Origin of the sequence: Streptomyces sp. NPDC001985, from assembly GCF_040296845.1 — a bacterium.
In the GTDB taxonomy this organism is placed as follows: Bacteria; Actinomycetota; Actinomycetes; order Streptomycetales; family Streptomycetaceae; genus Streptomyces.
The window spans coordinates 32135-52860 of the sequence record NZ_JBEOYB010000021.1; the positions used below are offsets into that span (position 1 = coordinate 32135).

Sequence of the window (20726 nt, forward strand, 5' to 3'; positions counted from 1 at the left end):
GACCGTGGCCCGCGGCGTGCGGGCACCCGTGACCCGGGGGGTGTCCTCGTGTGGCGGATGGGCGTGAGGGGCGGAGGGGAGAATGGGGGGATGGACACCAGTGCTCGGGGCAGCCGGGCGCAGGAGCTGCGGGCGGACTGCGCCAACTGCTCCGGGCTCTGCTGCGTCGCCCTCCCCTTCTCCGCCTCCGCCGACTTCGCCCTCGACAAGAAGGCCGGCACCCCCTGCCCCAACCTCACCGCCGACTCCCGCTGCGGCATCCACACCCGTCTGCGCCGGAGCGGCTTCCCCGGCTGCACGGTCTACGACTGCTTCGGCGCCGGCCAGAAGGTCACCCAGGTGACCTTCGCGGGCCGCGACTGGCGGGATTCCCCGGCCGCCACCGACGCGGTCCTCGCGGTCTTCCCCGTCGTCCGGCAGCTCCAGGAACTCCTCTGGTACCTGACCGAGGCGCTCACCCTCCCGCCCGCCCGCGCCCTCCACCCCGCCCTGCGGGAGCTGCTCGACGAGACCGGGGCGCTCACCCTGCTCGGCCCCGGCGAGCTGGCCGGGCTCGATGTGGGCGCGCACCGGGAGCGGGTCAATGTGCTGCTCCTGCGCGCCAGCGAGCTGGTGCGCGCCGGTGTCCCCGGGCGGCGGAGGAAGGACCGCAGGGGAGCCGACCTCATGGGGGCCCGCCTCAGGGGCGCCGATCTGCGCGGGGTGAGCCTGCGGGGCGCGTATCTCATCGCCGCCGACCTCTCGGGGGCCGATCTGCGCCGGGCCGACCTCATCGGCGCCGATCTGCGGGCCGCCGACCTCTCCGGCGCCGATCTGTCGGAGGCCTTCTTCCTCACCCAGCCGCAGGTCAACGCGGCCCGGGGCGACTCCTCGACCCGGCTCCCGGGGACGCTGGACCGCCCCGCGCACTGGTCCTGACCCGGGACAGGGGCAGGGACCGGGCACGGGGCGGTGCCGGCCGGCGCCGGACGGCCGCTCAGCCGTTCGCGAGGGCCACGACCCGGTCGTAGGCCCCGTTGAACTTGTTGTGGTCGCCCACGATCGGCCCGGACGAGGTGTACTGCCACATCGTCTGGAACCCCCACCCGGCCGGAAGCGTCCCGGGGGTGGTGTTGTAGCGGGCGATCCACAGCGGACTGCTCGCCCCGAAGCCGGCGTAGTTGCCGGTGCACTGGGTCCACCAGCTGGTGGACGTGTAGATCACGGCGTCCCGGCCGGTGCGTGCCTTGTACCGGTTGAGGAAGTCCCTGATCCAGCTCACCATCGCCGACTGCGACTTGCCGTAGCAGGCGTCCCCGTACGGGTTCCACTCGATGTCGAGGGCGCCCGGCAGGGTCCTGCCGTCCCGGCTCCAGCCGCCGCCGTTGCTGACGAAGTAGTCGGCCTGGGCGGCACCGGTCGCCGTGTCGGGGGTGGCGAAGTGGTACGCGCCCCGGACCATGCCGATGTCGTACGAGCCGTTGTACTGCTGGGTGAAGTACGGGTTCTTGTAGTAGGTGCCCTCCGTGGCCTTCACATAGGACCACTTCACGCCGCTGCTCCACAGCGCCGACCAGTTGACGTTGCCCTGGTGGCTGGAGACGTCGACGCCTTCCGTCTGGGCGGCGCGGTTCCCGCGCGGCAGACCTCCCTGGCCGTCGTGCTCGATGACACCCATGCCCAGATAGGCGGAGCCCCGTGGGGGAGTGTCGGTCGCGCCGGCGGAGCCGGGGAGGGTGAGGAGGAGGGAGAGGACCGCGAGAAGGGCGCCGGCCGCTGCCAGGAGCGAGCGGCGGGGTCTTCCCGACGAGCTGAGGGGGACGGTCGTTCCGGATCTGTGCACGGTCATAGCGTGCCTCCGCGGACCTTGGGTGGGGGGATGTGACGATCCGACGACATGCCCGCGATGGAGCAATATGGTGTGGACATGCCATATGCGAAGCTACGCGCGGAGAAAGCCCCGTGGAAGGGGTGCGGGGTGCCGCCGATGGTCTACGCCTGCGAAATACTGGACGAGCTGCGGCAATGGACGCCGGTGGCGGAAACTTTCAGGATTCGGAAAGCGTACGAGGGGTGCTGACGTGCACAGAAGCGGTATGGGAAGGGAAGCCGGCCCCCAGGGCGAGAGTGGTGTGGACCACGTATTCCTCGCCCTGGAACGGGAGTTGGCCGTCTTCCACCGCCGCGCCAGGGCCTCGTCGGGCGAGATGGCCCGTCAGCTCCACCCCGATCTGGAGGCCGCCGCCTACGGACTGCTCGTACGCCTGGAGGAGTCCGGGTCGCTGCGCGCCACCGACCTCGCCGGGTACTTCGGCGTCGGCAAGGCGACGATGAGCCGGCAGCTGCGGGCGCTGGAGGAGCTGGGTCTCGTGGTCCGGGAACCCGACCCGGCGGACGGCCGGGCCTCACTCGTACGGCTCACCGAAGAAGGTCTGGAGCGGTTCCGCCGAGTGAGGGACGCGCGCCGCGAGCGCTATGTCGCCAAGCTCGCCGGCTGGGACCGGGGGGAGATCGCGGAGCTGGCCCGGCTGCTCCATCAGCTGAACAGCCGGTCCGAGGACTGACCGCCGGGGCCCGCGGCCCTCCGGCGCGGCCTCACAGCTCCGCGAAGACGGCCGTCGCGTCGTCGTGGCGCTTGCCGCGGACCGCCCCCTCCCGCTCCGGCGCCGACTCCGCCTCCCGCACCCGGTCGATCAGCCCCTGCGCGCCCTCCTCGCGCAGCACCCCGAGCGCCTGCGCCCAGTCGCCCCGCCCGAACATGTCCACCCAGCGCGAGGCGCCGTCCGTCAGCGCGGCCACCGAGCGCACGCCGGCGCGCGCGGTGCGCCCGGTCACGGCGCGGGCGGCCACCCCGGGGTCGGCCGCGGCCGTGAAGAACCCGCCCTCCGCGTTCCGCAGCGCGTCCGCCGACGCGTGGGTGCGCAGCGCCTCGCGGGGGAGCCGGTCCAGCCGGTCGTCCAGGACCGCGCGCACCGAGCCGTCCGGCGCCTCGATCAGCAGGGTCGAGTCCGAGAGCACCAGATACTCCACATCGCCCGACGGGTCGCCCCAGCGGACGAGGACGACCGTTGCTTGCGGAGTTCGAACGTGAGAAAGGTCACAGCTCTTCCGGTGGGCGTCGGCGGTGCGCCGGATTGCCGCGGAGAGAATCCCGGCCAGGGGCGTATCCGGCCGAGAAGCGGACAGTTCGAGCAGCGCGCCGCCGAGCCGGGCGGTAAACCAGGGGACCGGGTGCACGCAGCCGCAGTCGCCCGTCGGGGGAGTCACCCCGTCCAGCACCACGAGCGATCCACCCTGGCCGGACGCTGGCAGGGCCACGGATGCCCAGTCCTCGTTGGGGCGTTCGGGTGAACTCGGCGAAGTGGCCAGATCCATACGCATGGGCCCCAGTCTGCACGATGTGTTCACGGCGCCTGCACACCTGCACAAGCTGTCCGTACGAGCAGGTCAGAGGCTGTTCGAAAGGTCTGACGGGTCATCGGGCCGTGCTGCGGGCGCGCATCCTGCCAAAGCCCGGCCGGAAGATCCAGTCAGTGCCCGCCGGAGGCCCTTGATCGCCACCGAGAGGAGTTGTTTGCCAACTCCCCAGTGATGTTCACTCGTTCAGGTGGCGGAGCGGCCGACTGTGCGCCCCCCTCCCAAAAGCACTGGAATGGTCTTATGTCGTGCCAGGGGTGGGATCATGTGTGTGACCGGTCGTCATCTCTGCTCCGTGTTTCAGAGGGTGGACGAGTCAAGCAGGATTGCGAGCACCGGTGCAGAAGAAGCGGCCTCAGGCCCCCCTGGTCCCTGAGACGTATCCGGCACAGGGCCCCTCGCCGGTCCCTGTCGCCTCCGGCCGGGCCAAGCGGGTGCGCGGCCGGCTGGTCACAGGAGTCGCCGTCGTCAGCCTGGTGGTGATCGGCGCCGGCGCCCCCGGTGTCCTCGCCGGCTCCGGAGAGCTCCGCGAGTCCCAGCGACTGGTCACCCTCGCCCAGCTCAACCGGCAGGCCGTCACCCTCGCCCACTCGCTCTCCGACGAGCGCGACGAGGTCACCGCGTACATCGCCGCCGGACGGGACGAGCAGCAGGGCCCCCGGAAGGAGCGGCGCCAGGTCACCGACGCCCGCAGCGCCCGCGTCGACCGGCAGATAGACGAGATCCGGGGCACCATCCCGGACGACCGCGCCGACCTCCGCCGCGAGCTGGCCACCGTCCCCTCGGTCCGGCGCACCGCCATGACCGGCAAGGGCTCGGCGATGGAGGCCCACCGGGCGTACACCGCCGTCATCGGCTCCCTCCAGGCCCTCGCCGACGAGCTGGCCGACGCGTCCCCGCCGCGCGCCTCCGGAGCCGCCCGGGCCGCCCGCGCCTCCGCCGAGCTGGGCCTCGCCGTCGAGCAGGCGTCGGCCACCCGGGGGCTGCTGCTGGCCGCCCTCGCCGTGCCGGCCCCGGAGCCCGTCACCGAGATCGACCCGATCACCGGACTGCCGGTCGAGACGGAGAGCGACGAGGGCAAGGCCGCCACCGAGGCCCGCGACGGGCTCAGCGCCGCCGCCCAGCAGGCCCGGGTGCGCGAGCTGGCCGCCCTCGCCGACTTCGACCAGGCCGCGGGCAAGGACGCCCGCGACTCGCTCGCCGCCACCGTCACCGGTGCCGAGGTGAAGTCCGCCGAGACCTACCTCTCCCGCCTCACCGACCAGCCCCGGCTCTCCGACAGCGACCGCGAGGCGGGGCAGGAGCGGCTGGAGGCCGCGCTCACCGCCCGGATCGACCAGATGCGCGGCGTCGAGTCCTCCCTGGCCTCTGAGCGGATCACCGGTCTGGAGACCCTCCGGGACGACGATGTCACCGCCCTGGAGATCCAGGTCGCGGTCCTCGGCGGTCTGGTGCTGCTCTCCATCGGCGTCTCCGCCGCCGTCGCCCGCACCCTCACCCGTCCGCTCGCCGTGCTCCGGATCGGCGCCGCCCGTCTCGCGGCCGCCCCCGAGACCGAGGAGCCCGTCGGCTTCACCGGGCGCAACGACGAGTTCGCCCAGGTCGTCCGCTCCCTCAACACCCTCCACGGCCGGGTGCGCGAGCTGTCCGCCCGCGCCGGGGCCATCGAGAGCGACCGCGCCGAGGCCAACGCCTCCCGCGACGTGCTCGCCGCGAAGCTCTCCGCCGCCCGTGCCGAGCTGCGCGAGAACACCGGCGAGCTGACCGCGGAGCTGCGCCGGCTGCGGCACACCGTGGACCACACCTTCGTCAATCTCTCGCTGCGCACCCTCGGACTGGTCGAGCGTCAGCTCGGTGTCATCGAGAAGCTGGAGGAGCGCGAGCAGGACCCGGAGCGCCTGGCCACCCTCTTCAAGCTCGACCACATGGCCACCGTCATGCGCCGCCACAGCGAGAACCTGCTGGTTCTCGCGGGCCATGAGCACGGCCACGGGCATGTCGGGGCGGTGCCGCTGGTGGATGTGCTGCGGGCCGCCGTCAGCGAGATCGAGCGGTACGAGCGGGTGGTCATCCAGTCCCTGCCGCCGCACTCCCAGGTCGCCGGGTTCGCCGCAGACGACCTCAGCCATCTGATAGCCGAGCTGCTGGAGAACGCCACCTCCTTCTCGCCGCCGGACGCCCAGGTCGAACTGTCGGGCTGGCTCCTGGAGAGCGGTGAGGTGATGCTCTCCGTGCAGGACGGCGGCATCGGGATGACCGCCGGGCGCCTCGCCGAGCTGAACGCCCGTCTGGAGGACCCTCAGTCGTACGAGATGGCTCCCTCCGGCGGTGACGCGGAGGGCCTCGGGCTGCGGGTGGCCGGGCTGCTGGCCGAGCGGCACGGTGTCCGGGTGCAGTTGCGCGAGCAGGCGCAGGGTGGGGTCACCGCCGTGGTGGTGCTGCCGCAGGGCCTGCTGCCCAAGGAGCTTCCCGGGGATGGTCCGGCGTCGATGTCGGACACCGGCTCCACTCCGGTCGGGCTCCCCGGGTCGGTGGCGGAGGCCAACTCCAACGCGCTTCCTCCGGCGCCCCGCCACTCCCTTCCGTCCACCGACCCGGTGGTGGCGGCGGCGGAGGCGGCGGTGAGGGCGTCGGAGACGTCCGCCGCCCCCGAGACGGACGGGCCGCCGGTGGATTCGGCCGGTCCGGCGTTCGAGGACGGTCCCCGGGCCACGGGTGCCGGCGTGGTGCGGGCTCCGGTCGGGGGCCTGCCCCCGAACCCCCGCGCCTCAAACGCCGGCGAGGCTGGGTTCGACCGGGCGACCGGTGAGGCCGGGGAGACCCGGGCCTCCGGTGAGGCGGGGTTGCCCCGGGCTTCCGGGGCGGCTGGGTTCGACCGGGCGACCGGTGAGGCCGGGGTGCCTCAGACTGCCGGTGCGGCGGGGGCCGCCGAGGCCACCGGTGAAGCCGACTCCCATGGGCGCACCCCCGACGGAGTCGACGAACCCACCTTCACCATGCGCCTCCCCGAGGCACCCACCCCCCACGACGTCGATGCGCACGGCGCATCGTCCGCACACCCCACGGCCGCGGCCCATCCATCCGCGACCGAGTCCGAGCGGGCCGGGGAACCCGCTCGGGCCGTGGCTCCCGAGCCGGCGGCGGGCGCCGCGCCCGTCTGGGACCGCGTCACCGACAAGGGCCTGCCCAAGCGCACGCCCAAGGTCGTCAAGCCCGCCGCGGCACCCGGTGAGCGCACCGGCAGCGTCGACGCCGACGCCCTCCGCCGCAGGCTGGGGGGATTCCAGCGAGCCGCCGACAAGGGCCGCCAGGAAGCCGAGGCGGAGATCACGCGCACGGCACCCGAAGAAGCGGGGGACACAGTCGAGGAGGCACGCAGTTGACTGCGACCGGCACGTTCGGCCTGAGCAGTGAGGCCCGCAATCTGCACTGGTTGCTGAGCAATCTGGTGGAGGAGGTGCCTGGTCTGCGCTCGGTCGCCGTCGTCTCGTCCGACGGACTGCTGCTGCTGTCCTCGGACCCGGCGCAGAACACCCCCGCCCCGGCGGCGGTGACCACGGCCCAGGACGGCCCCAAGGGCTCCAGCGCCGATCTCGCCACCATCGTCTCGGGCATCGGCAGCCTCACCATCGGCGCCGCCCGGCTGATGGAGGGCGGGGGCGTCAAACAGACCATGGTCGCCATGGAGGGCGCCTGCGTGTTCATCATGTCGATCAGCGACGGCTCGCTCCTCGGAGTCTCCGCGGACGCGGACTGCGACATGTCCGTCGTCGCCTACCACATGGGCCTCTTCGTGGGCCGCGCCGGCCATGTCCTCACCCCCGAACTCCGCAGTGAGCTGCGCCAGTCCCTGGAGGGCCCCCGGTGACGTCCTCGCCTCCCCCGCCGTCCCCGACCCCGCCGTCCTCCACCCCCTCCGGGCTCCCGGTGCGGGGCGAGAACCGCCGGCCCGCCCGCGTACGCCCCTACTCCCTGACCGGCGGCCGCACCCGCTTCGGCCATGTGCTGCTGGTCGAGACGTTCGTGGCCGCGCTCGAAGCCCCGGAAGAGCGCCGGGAGCTGCCGAAGGGCGATCTGTCGACCCGGGTCATGCCCGAGTTGCAGGCCATCGTCGAGCTGTGCCGAAGAATGCGTACGGTCGCCGAGATCTCGGCGATCCTCAAGATGCCACTGGGCGTCGTCAGGGTGCTTCTCAGCGACCTCGCCGACCAGGGAAAGATCCGTGTGTACGGCACCGGGCACGGCCCGGGACGGCCCGAACGCGCACTGCTTGAAAGGGTGCTGAGTGGACTCCGCCGCCTCTGACACGCTTGGCTCCGGCGTACGCGGGGCGGACCCCGCCCCCGTCCTCGATCCGGACCCCGGCCCGGGCCCGGGCTCCGGCACCGGGTCCCGGTCCGGCTCACCGGAGTGGTTCAGCCCTGCCGAGGAGGGCCTCCAGGACTGGCAGCTCGACCACACCCGGGCCCCCACCACCGCCAAGGTCGTGGTCGCGGGCGGCTTCGGCGTGGGCAAGACCACCTTCGTCGGCGCGGTCTCGGAGATCACCCCGCTCCAGACCGAGGCGCTGATGACCCAGGCGAGCGAGGAGACCGACGACCTCTCCTCCACGCCGGAGAAGCTGACCACCACCGTGGCCATGGACTTCGGCCGGATCACGCTCGACGCCGATCTGGTGCTGTACGTGTTCGGCACGCCGGGCCAGCAGCGCTTCTGGTTCATGTGGGACGACCTGGCGCGCGGCGCGATCGGCGCCGTGGTGCTCGCCGACACCCGGCGGCTCTCCGACTGTTTCCCCGCGCTCGACTACTTCGAGAGCAGCGGGCTGCCGTACATCGTGGCCGTCAATCACTTCGACGGATCGCAGCTCTTCGAGACCGAGGACGTACGGGAGGCCTTGACCATACCGGTACATGTACCGATTGTGATCATGGACGCGCGCAAGAAGACCACCGTGGTCGGGTCACTGCTCGAACTGGTGGCCCATGCGCTCGAAGCCACCCCCGAGTAACCCCCACGGTCCCGTACCGCTTCGTCCAGACGAAAGAGACTCCCCCGGATGCGGAAGATACTCATTGTCGGAGCCGGCCAGTCCGGTCTCCAGCTCGCCCTCGGCCTCCAGTCGAAGGGCTACGAGGTCACCCTCATGTCCAACCGCACGGCGGAGGAGATCCGCTCCGGCCGTGTGATGTCCACCCAGTGCATGTTCCACACCGCGCTCCAGCACGAGCGCGACCTCGGCATCAACTTCTGGGAGACCCAGGCCCCGAAGATCCAGGGGGTCGGCGTCTCCGTCGCCGGTCCCGAGGCGCAGCGCGTCGTCGACTGGGTCGGCATGCTCGACGGCTACGCCCAGTCCGTCGACCAGCGCGTGAAGATGGCCGGCTGGATGGAGACCTTCGCCCAGCGCGGCGGACAGCTCGTCATCCACGGCGCGGCCGTCGGCGACCTCGACTACTTCTCCCGCACCTACGACCTGGTGATGGTCTCGGCGGGCAAGGGCGAACTGGTCTCCATGTTCGGCCGGGACGCCGCCCGCTCCCCGTACGACACCCCGCAGCGCGCGCTGGCCGTCGCCTATGTGCACGGGCTCGGCCCGCGCCCGGAGCACCCCGGGTTCGACGCGGTCCGCTGCAATCTCGTGCCCGGTGTCGGCGAGCTGTTCGTCATGCCGACCTACACGGTCTCCGGGCGCGCGGACATCCTCTTCTGGGAGGGCGTCCCCGGCGGGCCGCTCGACGCCTTCCAGGGGATCAAGGACCCGGAGGAGCACCTCCGGCTCACCCTGGAGCTGCTGGAACGTTTCCTCCCGTGGGAGTACGCCCGTGCCACCAAGGTCGAACTGACCGACGCGGGCGGCACGCTCGCCGGGCGGTACGCCCCGACCGTGCGGAAGCCGATCGGCCGGCTCCCCGGCGGTGGACTGGTCCTCGGCGTCGCCGATGTCGTCGTCGCCAACGACCCGATCACCGGTCAGGGCTCGAACTCCGCGTCCAAGTGCGCCGCCTCCTATCTCGCGTCGATCGTCGACCACGGCGACCGTCCCTTCGACGGCGCGTGGATGCAGTCCGCGTTCGACCGCTACTGGCAGACCGCCCGCCATGTCACCAAGTGGACCAACGCGATGCTGGCGCCGCCGCCGGAGCACGTGCTCCAGGTGATCGGCGCGGCCGGGCAGCTCCAGCCCGTGGCGGACCGGTTCGCCAATGGGTTCAACGATCCCTCGGACTTCGAGAACTTCTTCTACGAGCCCGAGCGCGCCGGGGCCTATCTCGCCGAGGCTGCGGCCTCCGCCGGGGCGTCCGCCGCCGAGTAGCCGGTGTCCGGTCCCGCCGTGGCGCCCTCGGGCAGCCTCGGCGGGACATGGGCCGCCGCGCTCAGCGGGACGCCGTCCGGATCGGGGCGGACCGCGCCGAGCACGGGGTTGGCAGCGATGGGGGAGACCTTGACGGTGGCACCGGGGCGGGGCGCCTGCACCACCCGGCCGTCGCCCAGATAGATCGCCACATGGGTCGCCCCGGGGAAGTAGACCACCAGGTCACCGGGGCGCAGAGAGCGCAGCGGCACCCTCGGGAGACGCTCCCACTGCTCCTGGCTGGTGCGCGGGACGGGCCTCCCGGCCGCCGCCCACGCCTGCGAGGTCAGCCCCGAGCAGTCGAACGCCTCCGGGCCCTCGGCCCCCCACACATACGGCTTCCCGATCTGTTCGACGGCGTACCGCACGGCCCGCGCTCCGCGCGCGGTCGGCAGGTATGCGCCGCCGGCGAGCGGACCCGCCGTCAGCTGCCGCTGGGCGGCGGGGGAGGTCAGCCGGGCGAGTTCCGGCGCGGTCAGGGAGGCGAGGGTGCGCTCCACGGCGCGCAGCCGGTCGGTCGCCGTGTCCCGTGCGCGCTGCTGCCGCGCGGCGAGGGCGCGCTCCCGGTCCAGGGCCTCGCGGGAGGCCCGGGCGAGCGCGGTGGCCCGGGCGGTCCCCTTCTCCAGCCGTGCGGTGGTGGCGAGCCGGTGCGCGGCGGCGCGCTCCATCAGATGGGTCTCGTTGAGGGCCTGCTCGGGGTGGCGGGAGAGGAGGATGCGCAGCATCGACGACAGCTCGGACCGTCCCTGGTACTGCTCCCGCGCCAGCCGCCCGGCCTCCACCCTGCTCCCGGCGAGCGCGTCCCTGACCCGGGTCAGCTCGCGCCCGAGCCGGGCGGTCTCGGCCCGCTGGGCGGTGAGCGCCCGCGCGGCGCCGGTGTAGCGCAGACCGGCGTCCTCGGCCTGCCGGTAGAGCGCGGTGAGCCGCCCGATGGTCCCGGCCAGCCCCTGCGCGGCCGGGCTGGCTCCCCCGGCCTCCGCCGTGGCCTCCGCCTGCGCCTCGCCCGTCTCGGCCGTCGCTTCCGTCGGCGCGCCGCTCCCCGCTCCCGGCGCGGCGGGTACGGGCGTGGGTACGGGCACGGGCGCGGTGCGGGCCACGGGGGCGGTGGCCGGGGCGGTCACCGGGCCCTGGCTCCCGGCGGCGGTGATCGCCGCGGCCGTCACCAGTGCCGCGGTGCACGCCGTGCGCAGCAGTCGGCCTGACATGCCATCACCTCCGGTCGCGGGACGGCCTGTCCGTCCCCCACCGATGGTGCTCGCGCGCGACCGGAGCCACCGCGCGGGTGGTCGGTTCGGCGCAACCACCTCACCCGGCGGGGCGGACTCCCGCCCGCTACGGCGTGTCGGCTCGTCCGCCCGGCTTCGACCAGGGCCACTTCAGTTCACGGGGCTCGCGCCCCTCGGGGACGTAGACATATCTCCACCCCCGCTGGAGGCCGAGCCGCTTGGTCTGGCCGTACGGTTCGCGCCGGTAGGCGTGCGGGGTCGGCGGGCTGCCGTCGTCGTTCGGCACCGGGATCTCGTACCACTTCGGCGGGTGCCCGGTCGGCCCCACGAGCACGGGCAGTACGCGCCCGTCCAGCGGGCCGCCGGCGAAGGGTGTGTTCTCGCTTCTCACACCCGCCAGTCTGTCCCAGCCCCACCGCCCCGCCCCCACCGGGCACGCGGCCCGGCGGGTGCTTCCCGGGAGGGTCGGGCCCGTGGGGGCCGCTGCCGCGTGCCGGGGGTGGTGTGGAGAGGGCGGCCCGTGGGGTGTCCGTCCCCCGTCCGTGGGCGATGTCACCGGGCATGCTGTCGGGCCCAGCGGTCGGTGGCCGTGGGGCGGCGGGTCCGTGGTGCCGCTGCCGCGTACCGGGTGTGCCGGGTGTGCCGGGCCTGACGGGGGTGGTGCGGAGGGGGGCGGGCGCACCCCCCGCCCGTGTCCCCCCGCCCGCCCGTGGGCGATGTCACCGGGCCCCCGGTGGGCCGATGAGCCGCTGTGGGAGGGTGGTTCCCATGCCTGAGATGCCCGACGGACGACCCGTACCGCCGCTGTGCGCGGACGAACGCCACATGCTGGAGACCTGGCTGGACTTCCACCGCGAGACCCTGGCGCTCAAATGCGCCGGACTCGGCGACGAGCAGATGCGGACGGTGGCCGTCGAGCCGTCGGAGATGACCCTGCTCGGGCTGGTGCAGCACATGGAGGAGGTCGAGCGGAACTGGTTCCAGATCGTCCTCGCCCAGCGGGACGTTCCGCCGGTGCGCGCGGGCGGCGGCCATCTGCTCGACCCGGCGCGGAGCGCCGGTGACGCGCTGGCCGGCTGGCGGGCGGAGGTCGCGCGCAGCCGGAAGGAGAGCGCCGCCGCCGTGTCGCTGGACGTGTGCGGGCTGCTGCCCGACGAGCCGCTCACCCGGCAGCTCTTCGGCGGGCGGGAGGTCTCGCTGCGCTGGATTCTGATCCATATGATCGAGGAGTACGCGCGTCACAACGGCCACGCCGATCTGCTGCGGGAACGGATCGACGGCGTCACCGGAACCTGACCGGCCACGGCCCGTCCGGGTGCCGGACCTACCGCCGTCGCGCCGCGCTCTCCGTCATCCGCAGCACCCCCCGCGCCAGCCTCCCCACCGGGCCGTCCGGGCGCTCCAGCTCCAGCAGGCCGCCGATCGCCTCCGCCGTCTGGGGGTCCGTCGCCGCCGAGGCCGCGAGCAGCGCCACCAGATGGTCGATCAGCCAGTCGCGCAGCTCGGGAGCCGGCGGCTGCTTCCGCTCGTCCAGCCAGATCAGGGAGGCCGCCTCCACCGCGGCGATCCAGGTGCGGACCAGCATGCGCAGCCGGGCTCCGGGGCGCTCGGCGCCGAGATGGACCAGGATCTGTTCGGCGGCGGCCCGCCGCACCTCGTCCACGATCGCGGTGGTGCGGGAGGTCTCCGCCACGCTCCCGCCCCGCAGCAGGGCGCTGAACCCGGCGTCGTGGCCGTCGACGAAGGCGAGATAGCGGTCGAGCACCCGGCCGAGCCGTTCCGTGGGCGGGCCGGCCTGGGGCTCGCCGAAGCACCGCCGGAGCTCGTCCGCCGCCGAGCGCAGCGCCGTCTCGTACAACTGCTGTTTGCCGCCGGGGAAGTAGCGGTAGACGAGAGGGCGCGACACCCCGGCCGCCTCCGCCACGTCGTCGAGTGAGACATCTTCCGGCGCCTGGTGGGCGAAGAGGCGCAGTGCCGCGCCGAGAAGCTGGCCGCGCCGTTCCTCGACGCTCAGCCGGCGGTACGCACGGGCCGCGGGTGCGGTAGTCGTCATGCCCCAGCGTAACCGGCGCGCCCCGGCCGCGATCCGGTCCGGACGCGGCTCACGCCAGCAGCCCGGAGCTCCGCCAGAGCCGCCGGCCCGGCCCCCTCAGCACACCGATGTCGTCCAGGAAGTCGGTGAGCCGCCGGGCGCCGGACCGCATCACCTCGCGCCGGTGGCCGCTGGCCCGCACCTGCGCCACCGCCTCGCGCCGGTCCAGGCCCACGTCCTCGTACACCCGTGGGCTGACGAAGCAGACGGAGAAGACCCGCGCTGCCTGGCCGCAGCTCACCCGGGTGAGCGCCTGCTCCCAGCGGGGCGCGGTCACCATCTGGCGGCGCAGCTCCTCCCTGGCGTACCGCACATGCCGGGCCTCCTCCACCACATGGATGCGGGTGACGCCGCGCACCAGCGGCTGCACCCGCTCGTCGGGGAAGGTGAGCCGCTGCATCCAGTCGAGGATCTCCTCGCCGAGGAGGGTGGCCGCGAAGGAGCCCGGGGTGGTGGAGACGGTCTTCAGGACACGGGCGGCGTTGTGGTGGACGCGGGGGACGGGGTACGCGGGGGTGCCGCCCTTCTCGATCATGCGGGCGAACATCATCGAGTGGCGGCACTCATCGGCGATCTCCGTGAGGGCGTACCGTACATGACCGCTGGTCACGGGCTTGTCGTAGATGTGCCGGGCCAGCAGCTGCATCAGGATGATCTCGAACCAGATGCCGAGGGACGCGAGGGACGCGGCCTCGTGCCGCGCCAGGTCCATCCGCTGCTCCTCGGGCATCCGCCGCCACAGCGGGGTGCCGTACAGGGAGACCAGCTCCGGCGGCCAGAACCACTTGCCGTCGGTGAACGGCGCGTCCCAGTCGAGTTCGCGGTCGGGGTCGAACGAGTGCCGGGCCGAGGCGTCCAGCAGCCGGCGGGCGACCTGTTCGCGGTCGCGGAGCGGGCCGAGCGCGTCATGGAGACGGCCGGCGGTGTCGTCGTGTCCGGGTGCGGTGGTCGTCATGGTGTCGGGCACCTCGCGAGGTCCACAGGGGTGGCGCGTCGGGGACAGGGGGTGCCGCCGGGGCCGGGGGCGGTCCGGGGAAGGGGCCGGTCCGGTCCGGGTCCCCGGGGCACCCTCTTATAAGACTCCTTGTCAGTAAGCGCGTCAACACCCCCGCGCCGAGGAGGGCTTCCCGCGAGCCCCGGTCCGCTCAGCCCAGGAACCCCGCCACCAGCTCCGCCACCTCCGCCGGTTCCTCCAGCAGCATCGCGTGCGTCGCGTCGATGTCCGCGACCCGCACCCGCTCCGGGCCCCGGTCGGCGGTGAGCGCGGCCAGATCCCGGTCAAGTCCCTTCCCGTACTCCCGGAGCAGCTCGTCGAGCCACTCCATGCCGGGGGTGCCGGGCAGCTCCCGCCGGGCCCGGACCACCAGCAGCGGGCACGGCACCCGCCGCAGCAGCGCGAAGACGTCCAGGGCGTCCAGGGCGTCCAGCATCTCCAGCGCCGCCGCCCGCTCGGGCAGCGTCTGCCACCGGCCGTCGTCCAGCGGGCGCAGCGCGCCCAGCGTCGCCGCCCGCGCCCGCCCCGCGGGGACGCCGAACCGCCCGGCGTACTCCACCTGCTGCTGTACGTACTCCGGCGGTACGACCGCTCCGGCCGCGGCCCTGCCCATCTCCCGCACCCGGTCCGCCGCCGGGTACCGGCCGGGCGCGCCCCAGCCGAAGCCGTCCAGGTTCACCGCGGCGGGGGTGAGGCCGGGGTGCGCCGCCGCGTACAGGGCGGCGATCCCCCCGCCCAGGGAGTGGCCGACGACGGCGGCGCCGGGCATCCCGTGCTCGCCGAGGGTCTCCTCGATGTCCCGCAGGGCGCCGTCGAGGGTCCAGGGGGAGCGCGCGGGGGAGCGGCCGTGCCCGGGCAGATCGGCGGCGAGCACCCGGTGTCCCGCGGTGAGCCGCCCGGCGACGGCGTCCCAGTCGGCGAGCGAGCGCCCCGCGCCGTGGAGCAGCAGGAGAGGGGTGCCGTCGCCCCCGTGGTCATGGACGTGGAGGAGAGTCATGCCTCCACCGTAGGGGCGGCCGGGACGGCCGGAGATCGTCCGCCAGGAGGACGGAAAACGCCCTGTTCCCGGACGACAATGGATATACGGCGGGCTTCCCGGTCCGGGACCATGGCGGCATGACCACCACCGTGAGCCGGGCCCACCGTGAAGCAGTCCGCCGCAGCCGCCGCAGCCTCGAAGGGCTCGCGCTCGGCGACGCGTTCGGGGAGCGCTGGTTCCCGCTCTTCCGGGAGCGGGAGCGGGCCCGCGCCGAGATCGGCGCCCGGCGCACTCCCGAGGAGGCCCACTGGCACTGGACCGACGACACCGCGATGGCGCTCTCGGTCCACCAGGTGCTGGAGGAGTCCGGCGAGTCGGGCGAGATCGACCAGGACCGGCTGGCGGCGGCCTTCGCCCACCGCTACGAGACCGACCGGGGGCGCGGCTACGGCCACGGCATGCACATGCTGCTGCCCCGGCTCCTGGAGCGGCCGGAGGGCTGGCGCGAGTGGGCCCCCGGCCTCTTCGACGGCGGCAGCTTCGGCAACGGCGCGGCCATGCGGGTCGCCCCGCTCGGCGCGTACTTCGCCACCGATCCCGACCGGGCCGCCGACCAGGCCGCCCGCTCCGCGCGGGTGACCCACGCCCACCCGGAGGGCGTCGCGGGCGCGGTGGCGGTCGCGGTGGCCGCCGCGCTGTCGGCCCGGGGCGAGCTGTCCCTCGGCCCGGTGGCCGACCGCACCCCCGCCGGCACCGTCCAGGACGGTCTGCGCCGCGCCGCCGGTCTCCCCCTCACCACCGCCCCCGGGGAGGCGGCGGGCATTCTCGGCAACGGGATGCGCATCCGCGCCGACGACACCGTCCCGTTCGCCGTCTGGACCGCGACCCGCCACCGGGACGATCTGGAGGCCGCGCTCTGGGCCACCGCCGAGGGCTTCGGCGATGTGGACACCACCTGCGCCATCACCGGGGGGATCGTGGCGGCGGCCACCGGGGTGGACAGGGCCCCCGGGGTCTGGCTGGAGCGCCGCGAGGCTCTCCCGGACTGAGCCGGGGCCCGCGCCCGACGCCCCGACGCCCCGGCGGCACGGGTGCCGGGCGGCCCGGTCCTGGGCCGCGCCCGGCGGGCGGTCCTGTGCGGCGGGGCGGTCCCGCGCCCCGTGGGAGGGTGTGCCCCGGTCGCATCCGGCCTCCCGGGCGGGTGGTGCCCGAGCCGCCCCGGAGCCGTGGGCCGGTGTCCCGCGCCCCCTTCGGCGCCGCGCCGGTCACCCGCGGCCGGTCACCCGCGCCGGTCAGTCGCGCCGGTCACCCGCGCCGAGCGCCCGCGCCGGTCAGTCGCGCAGGGCCGCCTCCATCACCGCCCGCGCGATCGGCGCCGCGCTCCCCCCGCCGCTGATCTGCCCCCGTACCGCCTCGGCGTCCTCCACCACCACCGCGACCGCGACGGCGGGCTGGACGGCGTCCCGGGCCTGGGCCCAGGAGATGAACCAGGCATAGGGGATGCCGGAGTTGCCCAGACCGTGCTGGGCGGTGCCGGTCTTGCCGCCCACGGTCGCGCCCTCGATCGCCGCCCCCGACCCCGTCCCGCCCTCCACCACCCCCACCATCAGCCGCTGCAACCGCTGCGCCGTGGTGGGGCTCATGGCCTGCTGGTACGAGCGCTGCCGCGCCTGCGCCACCGTGCGGACACCGCCGCCGCTGGTCACCCGGTCCACCAGATACGGGTGCTTCAGCTCCCCGCCGTTGGCCACCGCCCCCGCCACCATCGCCATCTGGAGCGGGGTCGCCGTGGTGTTGAACTGGCCGATGGAGGAGAGAGCCAGCTGATCCACCGACATCCGGGTGTCGAAGTTGGAGGGGGCGACGGCGGACGGAATCGTCAGCAGCCGGTCGTTGAAGCCGAAGCGCCGCACCGCCTCCACCATCCCGGGCAGCCCGATCCGCACCCCCAGCCGGGCCATCACCGTGTTGCACGACCACTGGATCGCGTACGCCAGGGAGGCGTCCCCACAGCCGTCCGCCGCGTTGGGGAGCGTGGTGCGGGTGCCGGGCAGCAGATAGGGGTCGGGGGTGCGGGTCGGCGCCTCCACATCGGTGACCACCCCGGCGTCCAGTGCCGCCGCCGCTGTCACGATCTTGAAGGTGGAGCCGGGCGGATAGGTCTGGCGGATCGCCCGGTTCAGCATCGGCTGGGTGGTCAGCGCGTTGAGCCTCGCCCAGGCCGTCTTCACGTCCCGCCCGGTGCCGGAGAGCACCCCGGGGTCGTACGAGGGGCTGCTGACCAGCGCGAGCACCCGGCCGGTCGACGGCTCGACCGCGGCCACCGCTCCCCGTCTCCCCGCGAGCCCGGTGTAGGCGGCGCGCTGGGTCTCCGCCCGGATGGTGGTGGTGACATCCCCGCCGGCCGGGCGGCCCCGGCTCAGATCGTTCCAGAACGGGAACGGGGTCAGCAGCGGGTGCGTGCCCGCCAGCATCGCGTCCTCGGCGTGCTCCACCAGCGTCGTGCCGTACGTCTGCGAGGAGAACCCGGTCACCGGCGCGTACAGCGCGCCGTCGGTGTAGGTGCGCTCGAAGCGCAGCTGCTGTCCGGAGTCCCGGGACCCGGTCACCGGCCGCCCCTCGACGAGGATGTCGCCGCGCGGCTCGCCGTAACGGGCGATGACGGCGCGCCGGTTGGCCGGGTTGCCGTCCAGTGCGCCGGCCTCGACGATCTGGAGCCGGGCGGCGTTGGCGAGCAGCGCGGCCAGGAGGACGAGACAGAGCGCGGCGGCCCGGCGGATACAGCGGATCACCGGGCCTCACCCGCCGCGAGCACCAGGGACCCGGCGGGCTCCGGGCGCGGTCCGCGGGCCGAGTCGCTGACCCGGATCAGCAGCGCCACGATGATCCAGTTGGTGACGACCGACGAGCCGCCCTGCGCGAGGAAGGGCATCGCCATCCCGGTCAGCGGGATCAGCCCGGTGACCCCGCCGGTGATGACGAAGACCTGGAGCGCGACGATCGACGCGAGCCCCACGGCGAGCAGCCGGCCGAAGGGGTCGCGCAGACAGAGCCCGCACTTGAAGCCCCGGGCCACCAGCAGCGCGTACAGCAGCAGAATCCCGGTCAGGCCCACCAGGCCCAGCTCCTCCCCGGCGGTGGCGAGGATGAAGTCCGACTTGGCGGCGAAGCCGATGAGCGCGGAGTGGCCGAGGCCGAGGCCGGTGCCGAGCATCCCGCCGGCGCCGAAGGCGAACAGCGACTGCGCGACCTGGCTGGGGCCCTGGCCCGCCTCGATGGTGGCGAAGGGGCTGAGCCAGTCCTCGACCCGGCCGTGCACATGCGGCTCCAGCGTTCCGACGGCGAACGCCCCGGCCGCCGCCAGGGTCAGCCCGACCGCGATCCAGCCGGTCCGGCCGGTGGCGACATAGAGCATCACCACGAAGAGGCCGAAGAAGAGCAGCGAGGTCCCGAGGTCCCGCTCCAGCACCAGCACCCCGACGCTGATCAGCCAGATGGTGACGACGGGCCCCAGCACCCGGCCGGTCGGCAGCTGGAGCCACCCGATACGGCGGCCGGTGACGGCGAGGGTGTGGTGGTTGGCGGCGAGATAGGCGGCGAAGAAGACGGCGAGCAGGATCTTGGCGAACTCGCCCGGCTGGAAGGAGAGTCCGCCGGCCCTGATCCAGATCCGGGCGCCGTTCACGGCGGGGAAGAAGATCGGCACGGTCATCAGCGCCAGCGCGGCGGCGACCGAGACATAGGCGTACCGCTGGAGCACCCGGTGGTCGCGGAGCAGTACCACGACGGCGGTGAAGAGCGCGACCCCGAGCGTGGACCACACCAGCTGCGCGGGTGCGGCGCTCGCGCCCGGGGTCTCCTGGTCGAGCCGGTAGATCAGCACCAGACCGAGGCCGTTGAGCAGCACCGCGATGGGCAGCAGCAGCGGATCGGCGCAGGGGGCGCGCAGCCGTACGGCGAGATGGGCCAGGAGCGCGAGGGCGCCCAGGCCCGCTCCGTAGCGCGGTACGTCGTGGGGGACGGCGTGGTGCCGGGCGAGGCCCACGGACACATAGCCGAGGACGGAGATGAGGACGGCGGCGCAGAGGAGGGAGAGTTCGACGCCGCGCCGCCGGGGGAAGCGGGGGGCGGGCGGGGGAGCGTCCGCGGCCCTCGTCGTAGCGGTCATGCCACGCAACGTAGCAAGCCCGAATGCTTATGTCCCTTATGAACCTTGTGTTACCTGTGTCGGAGTGCCGCTCGGGTGGCGGGGGCCGTCGGGTGCCGGGCGTGACCGGTGCCGGGCCGCTCGGGTGCCGGGCCGCTCGGGTGGCGGGGACCGTCGGGTGCCGGGCGCACCCGCCGGGCCCTCCCGCCGCCGGGGGCCGTCATCCGCGCCGGGAGGGCGTCCGTTCCGGGAGGGACGGCGGCAGCTCCACGCGGGCCACCGCGCCCCCGGTCGCCGCGTTGCGGAACCGCAGCTCCGCGCCGATCACCGCCGCCTGCCCGACCGCGATCGTCAGCCCCAGACCGTGTCCCTTGCCGCCGCCGCCCTCGGTGCGGAACCGCGCCGGGCCGTGCTCCAGCAGATATCCGGGATACCCCGGGCCCTCGTCCGAGACCGTCACCACCGGGCCGTCGACGGTGACCACCACCGGCCCCTCGCCGTGCCCATGGGCGTTGGCGACCAGATTGCCGAGCACCCGCTCCAGCCGCCGCCGGTCGGTCTCCACCAGCGCGTCCCGCACCACCCGCACCTCGGTGTCGGTGCCGGAGGCCAGCACCACCCGCCGCGCGAGCAGACCCAGCTCGTGCACATCCAGATCCACCGTCTCGCACCCCGCGTCCAGCCGGGAGATCTCCAGCAGATCCTCCGTCAGCGAGCGCATGGTCCGCACCCGGTCCCGCACCAGCTCGGTCGGGCGGCCCTCCGGCAGCAGCTCGGCCGCCGCCGTCAGACCGGTCAGCGGGGTCCGCAGCTCATGCGCCACATCGGCGGTGAACCGCTGCTCGTTCAGAAGCTTGCGCTGGAGCGAGGACGCCATGGTGTCCAGCGCGACGGAGACCGTCGCCACCTCGTCCTGCGGGCGGGTGGGGTCCTCGGTGCGGGGGTCGTTCACCCGGGCGTCCAGATCGCCCGCGCTGATCCGCCGGGCCACCTGCGCCGTCAGATGCAGCCGGCGGGTCACCCGGGTCACGGCGAACGCGCCCACCAGCAGCGTCGCCCCGATCGCCAGCCCCGCCGAGCCCAGGATCGCCTGGTCGAGGCCGGTGATCGTGCGCGCGCTGAGCGTGTAGTCGATCCGCACCGCCAGCGCCCGGCCGTCCGCCGGGCCCGCCGCCCACATGGTGGGGCGGCTCCGGAAGGTGTTGACCATCGTGCCGCGCTCCCCGTCGAGCGCCAGCGCGCGCAGCGAATCGGGCAGCCCCGGCGGGTTCAGCCCCGCGTACGGCGGCAGCGGCTCACCGGTCTCGTACGCCTCGGTGACCTCCGTCAGCTTGCCGAGCGCCTTCTCCCGCGCCTGCTCCACGGTCTGCGCGGTCACCGCCGCGTGCACCAGCGCGCCCAGCAGCGCGGCGAGCGCGCAGCACATGACCGTGATGAAGACGGCGGCCTTCCAGGTGAGGGTCGCCGTCCAGCGCGGCAGCGGCAGCCGGGGCCGCCGAGGGCGGCCCGGCCGGTACGGCCCCGGCGCGGTGTGCCG

General features: G+C 74.0%; 19 protein-coding genes. 9 read left to right on the plus strand and 10 right to left on the minus strand.

Going from position 1 to position 20726, the window contains the following annotated elements:
- The first annotated feature begins 90 nt into the window (after window positions 1-90).
- Window positions 91-918: a pentapeptide repeat-containing protein gene (locus ABT122_RS12100; RefSeq protein ID WP_351549264.1), complete on the plus strand. Its 828-nt coding sequence runs from the start codon at window positions 91-93 to the stop codon at window positions 916-918.
- Window positions 919-976: 58 nt separating this feature from the next.
- On the opposite strand, the gene ABT122_RS12105 is transcribed toward ABT122_RS12100, so the two are convergent.
- The gene (locus ABT122_RS12105) at window positions 977-1828 is read right to left on the minus strand and encodes a lysozyme (RefSeq protein ID WP_351549267.1); all 852 of its coding nucleotides are present in this window, start codon (window positions 1826-1828) and stop codon (window positions 977-979) included.
- Between the two features lie 247 nt (window positions 1829-2075).
- On the opposite strand from ABT122_RS12105, the gene ABT122_RS12110 reads away from it, so the two are divergent.
- The gene (locus ABT122_RS12110; RefSeq protein WP_351549270.1) at window positions 2076-2543 is read left to right on the plus strand and encodes a MarR family winged helix-turn-helix transcriptional regulator; all 468 of its coding nucleotides are present in this window, start codon (window positions 2076-2078) and stop codon (window positions 2541-2543) included.
- 31 nt (window positions 2544-2574) lie between these two features.
- Here ABT122_RS12110 and ABT122_RS12115 read toward each other — a convergent pair whose 3' ends face one another.
- A complete protein-coding gene (locus ABT122_RS12115; protein ID WP_351549273.1) occupies window positions 2575-3360 on the minus strand; it encodes a hypothetical protein in 786 nt (261 codons plus the stop codon).
- Window positions 3361-3734: 374 nt separating this feature from the next.
- Between ABT122_RS12115 and ABT122_RS12120 the strand changes: the two genes are divergently transcribed.
- The 5 genes from ABT122_RS12120 to ABT122_RS12140 are packed head-to-tail and all read left to right on the plus strand — an operon-like array spanning window position 3735 to window position 9712.
- Window positions 3735-6779, plus strand: coding sequence for a sensor histidine kinase (locus ABT122_RS12120; protein WP_351549275.1), 3045 nt, complete (start codon window positions 3735-3737; stop codon window positions 6777-6779).
- Window positions 6776-7264 carry a roadblock/LC7 domain-containing protein gene (locus ABT122_RS12125; protein WP_351549278.1) on the plus strand — a complete coding sequence of 163 codons (489 nt, stop codon included), beginning with the start codon at window positions 6776-6778 and terminating at the stop codon, window positions 7262-7264. Before ABT122_RS12120 ends, ABT122_RS12125 begins: the two co-directional genes overlap by 4 nt.
- Window positions 7261-7701, plus strand: a complete 441-nt coding sequence (locus ABT122_RS12130) for a DUF742 domain-containing protein (protein WP_351549281.1) — start codon at window positions 7261-7263, stop codon at window positions 7699-7701. Before ABT122_RS12125 ends, ABT122_RS12130 begins: the two co-directional genes overlap by 4 nt.
- Window positions 7682-8407, plus strand: coding sequence for a GTP-binding protein (locus ABT122_RS12135; RefSeq protein ID WP_351549284.1), 726 nt, complete (start codon window positions 7682-7684; stop codon window positions 8405-8407). Before ABT122_RS12130 ends, ABT122_RS12135 begins: the two co-directional genes overlap by 20 nt.
- Window positions 8408-8455: 48 nt before the next feature.
- Window positions 8456-9712: a styrene monooxygenase/indole monooxygenase family protein gene (locus ABT122_RS12140; RefSeq protein ID WP_351549287.1), complete on the plus strand. Its 1257-nt coding sequence runs from the start codon at window positions 8456-8458 to the stop codon at window positions 9710-9712.
- On the opposite strand, the gene ABT122_RS12145 is transcribed toward ABT122_RS12140, so the two are convergent.
- Together ABT122_RS12145 and ABT122_RS12150 are read right to left on the minus strand one after the other, a co-directional pair.
- Window positions 9664-10956 carry an NlpC/P60 family protein gene (locus ABT122_RS12145; RefSeq protein ID WP_351549290.1) on the minus strand — a complete coding sequence of 431 codons (1293 nt, stop codon included), beginning with the start codon at window positions 10954-10956 and terminating at the stop codon, window positions 9664-9666. The genes ABT122_RS12140 and ABT122_RS12145 overlap by 49 nt on opposite strands.
- Window positions 10957-11083: 127 nt before the next feature.
- Window positions 11084-11368: a DUF8847 domain-containing protein gene (locus tag ABT122_RS12150; protein ID WP_351549293.1), complete on the minus strand. Its 285-nt coding sequence runs from the start codon at window positions 11366-11368 to the stop codon at window positions 11084-11086.
- Window positions 11369-11745: 377 nt separating this feature from the next.
- Between ABT122_RS12150 and ABT122_RS12155 the strand changes: the two genes are divergently transcribed.
- Window positions 11746-12273: a DinB family protein gene (locus ABT122_RS12155; RefSeq protein ID WP_351549296.1), complete on the plus strand. Its 528-nt coding sequence runs from the start codon at window positions 11746-11748 to the stop codon at window positions 12271-12273.
- Between the two features lie 28 nt (window positions 12274-12301).
- Here the strand turns inward: ABT122_RS12155 and ABT122_RS12160 are convergent, their stop codons facing one another.
- The 3 genes from ABT122_RS12160 to ABT122_RS12170 all read right to left on the minus strand — a co-directional run bounded on the left by ABT122_RS12160 (window position 12302) and on the right by ABT122_RS12170 (window position 15060).
- Window positions 12302-13030, minus strand: a complete 729-nt coding sequence (locus ABT122_RS12160; protein ID WP_351549298.1) for a TetR/AcrR family transcriptional regulator — start codon at window positions 13028-13030, stop codon at window positions 12302-12304.
- Window positions 13031-13079: 49 nt separating this feature from the next.
- Complete coding sequence (locus tag ABT122_RS12165; protein ID WP_351549301.1) at window positions 13080-14024, minus strand: AurF N-oxygenase family protein; 945 nt, start codon at window positions 14022-14024, stop codon at window positions 13080-13082.
- A gap of 190 nt (window positions 14025-14214) precedes the next feature.
- Window positions 14215-15060 (minus strand): alpha/beta fold hydrolase, encoded by an 846-nt coding sequence (locus ABT122_RS12170; protein WP_351549304.1) that lies wholly within the window; start codon window positions 15058-15060, stop codon window positions 14215-14217.
- A gap of 119 nt (window positions 15061-15179) precedes the next feature.
- Between ABT122_RS12170 and ABT122_RS12175 the strand changes: the two genes are divergently transcribed.
- Window positions 15180-16091 (plus strand): ADP-ribosylglycohydrolase family protein, encoded by a 912-nt coding sequence (locus tag ABT122_RS12175; protein ID WP_351549307.1) that lies wholly within the window; start codon window positions 15180-15182, stop codon window positions 16089-16091.
- A gap of 282 nt (window positions 16092-16373) precedes the next feature.
- Here ABT122_RS12175 and ABT122_RS12180 read toward each other — a convergent pair whose 3' ends face one another.
- From ABT122_RS12180 to ABT122_RS12190, 3 genes are all read right to left on the minus strand, one after another.
- Window positions 16374-17834 (minus strand): penicillin-binding transpeptidase domain-containing protein, encoded by a 1461-nt coding sequence (locus ABT122_RS12180; protein ID WP_351549310.1) that lies wholly within the window; start codon window positions 17832-17834, stop codon window positions 16374-16376.
- Entirely contained in the window at window positions 17831-19210 is a 1380-nt protein-coding gene (locus tag ABT122_RS12185) for an FtsW/RodA/SpoVE family cell cycle protein (RefSeq protein ID WP_351549312.1), read from the minus strand. The genes ABT122_RS12180 and ABT122_RS12185 overlap by 4 nt, the downstream gene beginning before the upstream one ends.
- Window positions 19211-19409: 199 nt before the next feature.
- A complete protein-coding gene (locus ABT122_RS12190) occupies window positions 19410-20615 on the minus strand; it encodes a histidine kinase dimerization/phospho-acceptor domain-containing protein (RefSeq protein ID WP_351549421.1) in 1206 nt (401 codons plus the stop codon).
- Window positions 20616-20726: the final 111 nt, after the last annotated feature.

Excerpts from the sequence above, each read along its gene's own strand:
- ABT122_RS12160 (WP_351549298.1), bottom strand. The coding sequence starts at position 13,030 with ATGACGACTACCGCACCCGCGGCCCGTGCGTACCGCCGGCTGAGCGTC.
- ABT122_RS12155 (WP_351549296.1), top strand. The coding sequence starts at position 11,746 with ATGCCTGAGATGCCCGACGGACGACCCGTACCGCCGCTGTGCGCGGAC.
- ABT122_RS12145 (WP_351549290.1), bottom strand. The coding sequence starts at position 10,956 with ATGTCAGGCCGACTGCTGCGCACGGCGTGCACCGCGGCACTGGTGACG.
- ABT122_RS12190 (WP_351549421.1), bottom strand. The coding sequence starts at position 20,615 with ATGTGCTGCGCGCTCGCCGCGCTGCTGGGCGCGCTGGTGCACGCGGCG.
- ABT122_RS12100 (WP_351549264.1), top strand. The coding sequence starts at position 91 with ATGGACACCAGTGCTCGGGGCAGCCGGGCGCAGGAGCTGCGGGCGGAC.
- ABT122_RS12165 (WP_351549301.1), bottom strand. The coding sequence starts at position 14,024 with ATGACGACCACCGCACCCGGACACGACGACACCGCCGGCCGTCTCCAT.
- ABT122_RS12110 (WP_351549270.1), top strand. The coding sequence starts at position 2,076 with ATGGGAAGGGAAGCCGGCCCCCAGGGCGAGAGTGGTGTGGACCACGTA.
- ABT122_RS12185 (WP_351549312.1), bottom strand. The coding sequence starts at position 19,210 with ATGACCGCTACGACGAGGGCCGCGGACGCTCCCCCGCCCGCCCCCCGC.
- ABT122_RS12170 (WP_351549304.1), bottom strand. The coding sequence starts at position 15,060 with ATGACTCTCCTCCACGTCCATGACCACGGGGGCGACGGCACCCCTCTC.
- ABT122_RS12115 (WP_351549273.1), bottom strand. The coding sequence starts at position 3,360 with ATGCGTATGGATCTGGCCACTTCGCCGAGTTCACCCGAACGCCCCAAC.
- ABT122_RS12105 (WP_351549267.1), bottom strand. The coding sequence starts at position 1,828 with ATGACCGTGCACAGATCCGGAACGACCGTCCCCCTCAGCTCGTCGGGA.
- ABT122_RS12140 (WP_351549287.1), top strand. The coding sequence starts at position 8,456 with ATGCGGAAGATACTCATTGTCGGAGCCGGCCAGTCCGGTCTCCAGCTC.
- ABT122_RS12175 (WP_351549307.1), top strand. The coding sequence starts at position 15,180 with ATGACCACCACCGTGAGCCGGGCCCACCGTGAAGCAGTCCGCCGCAGC.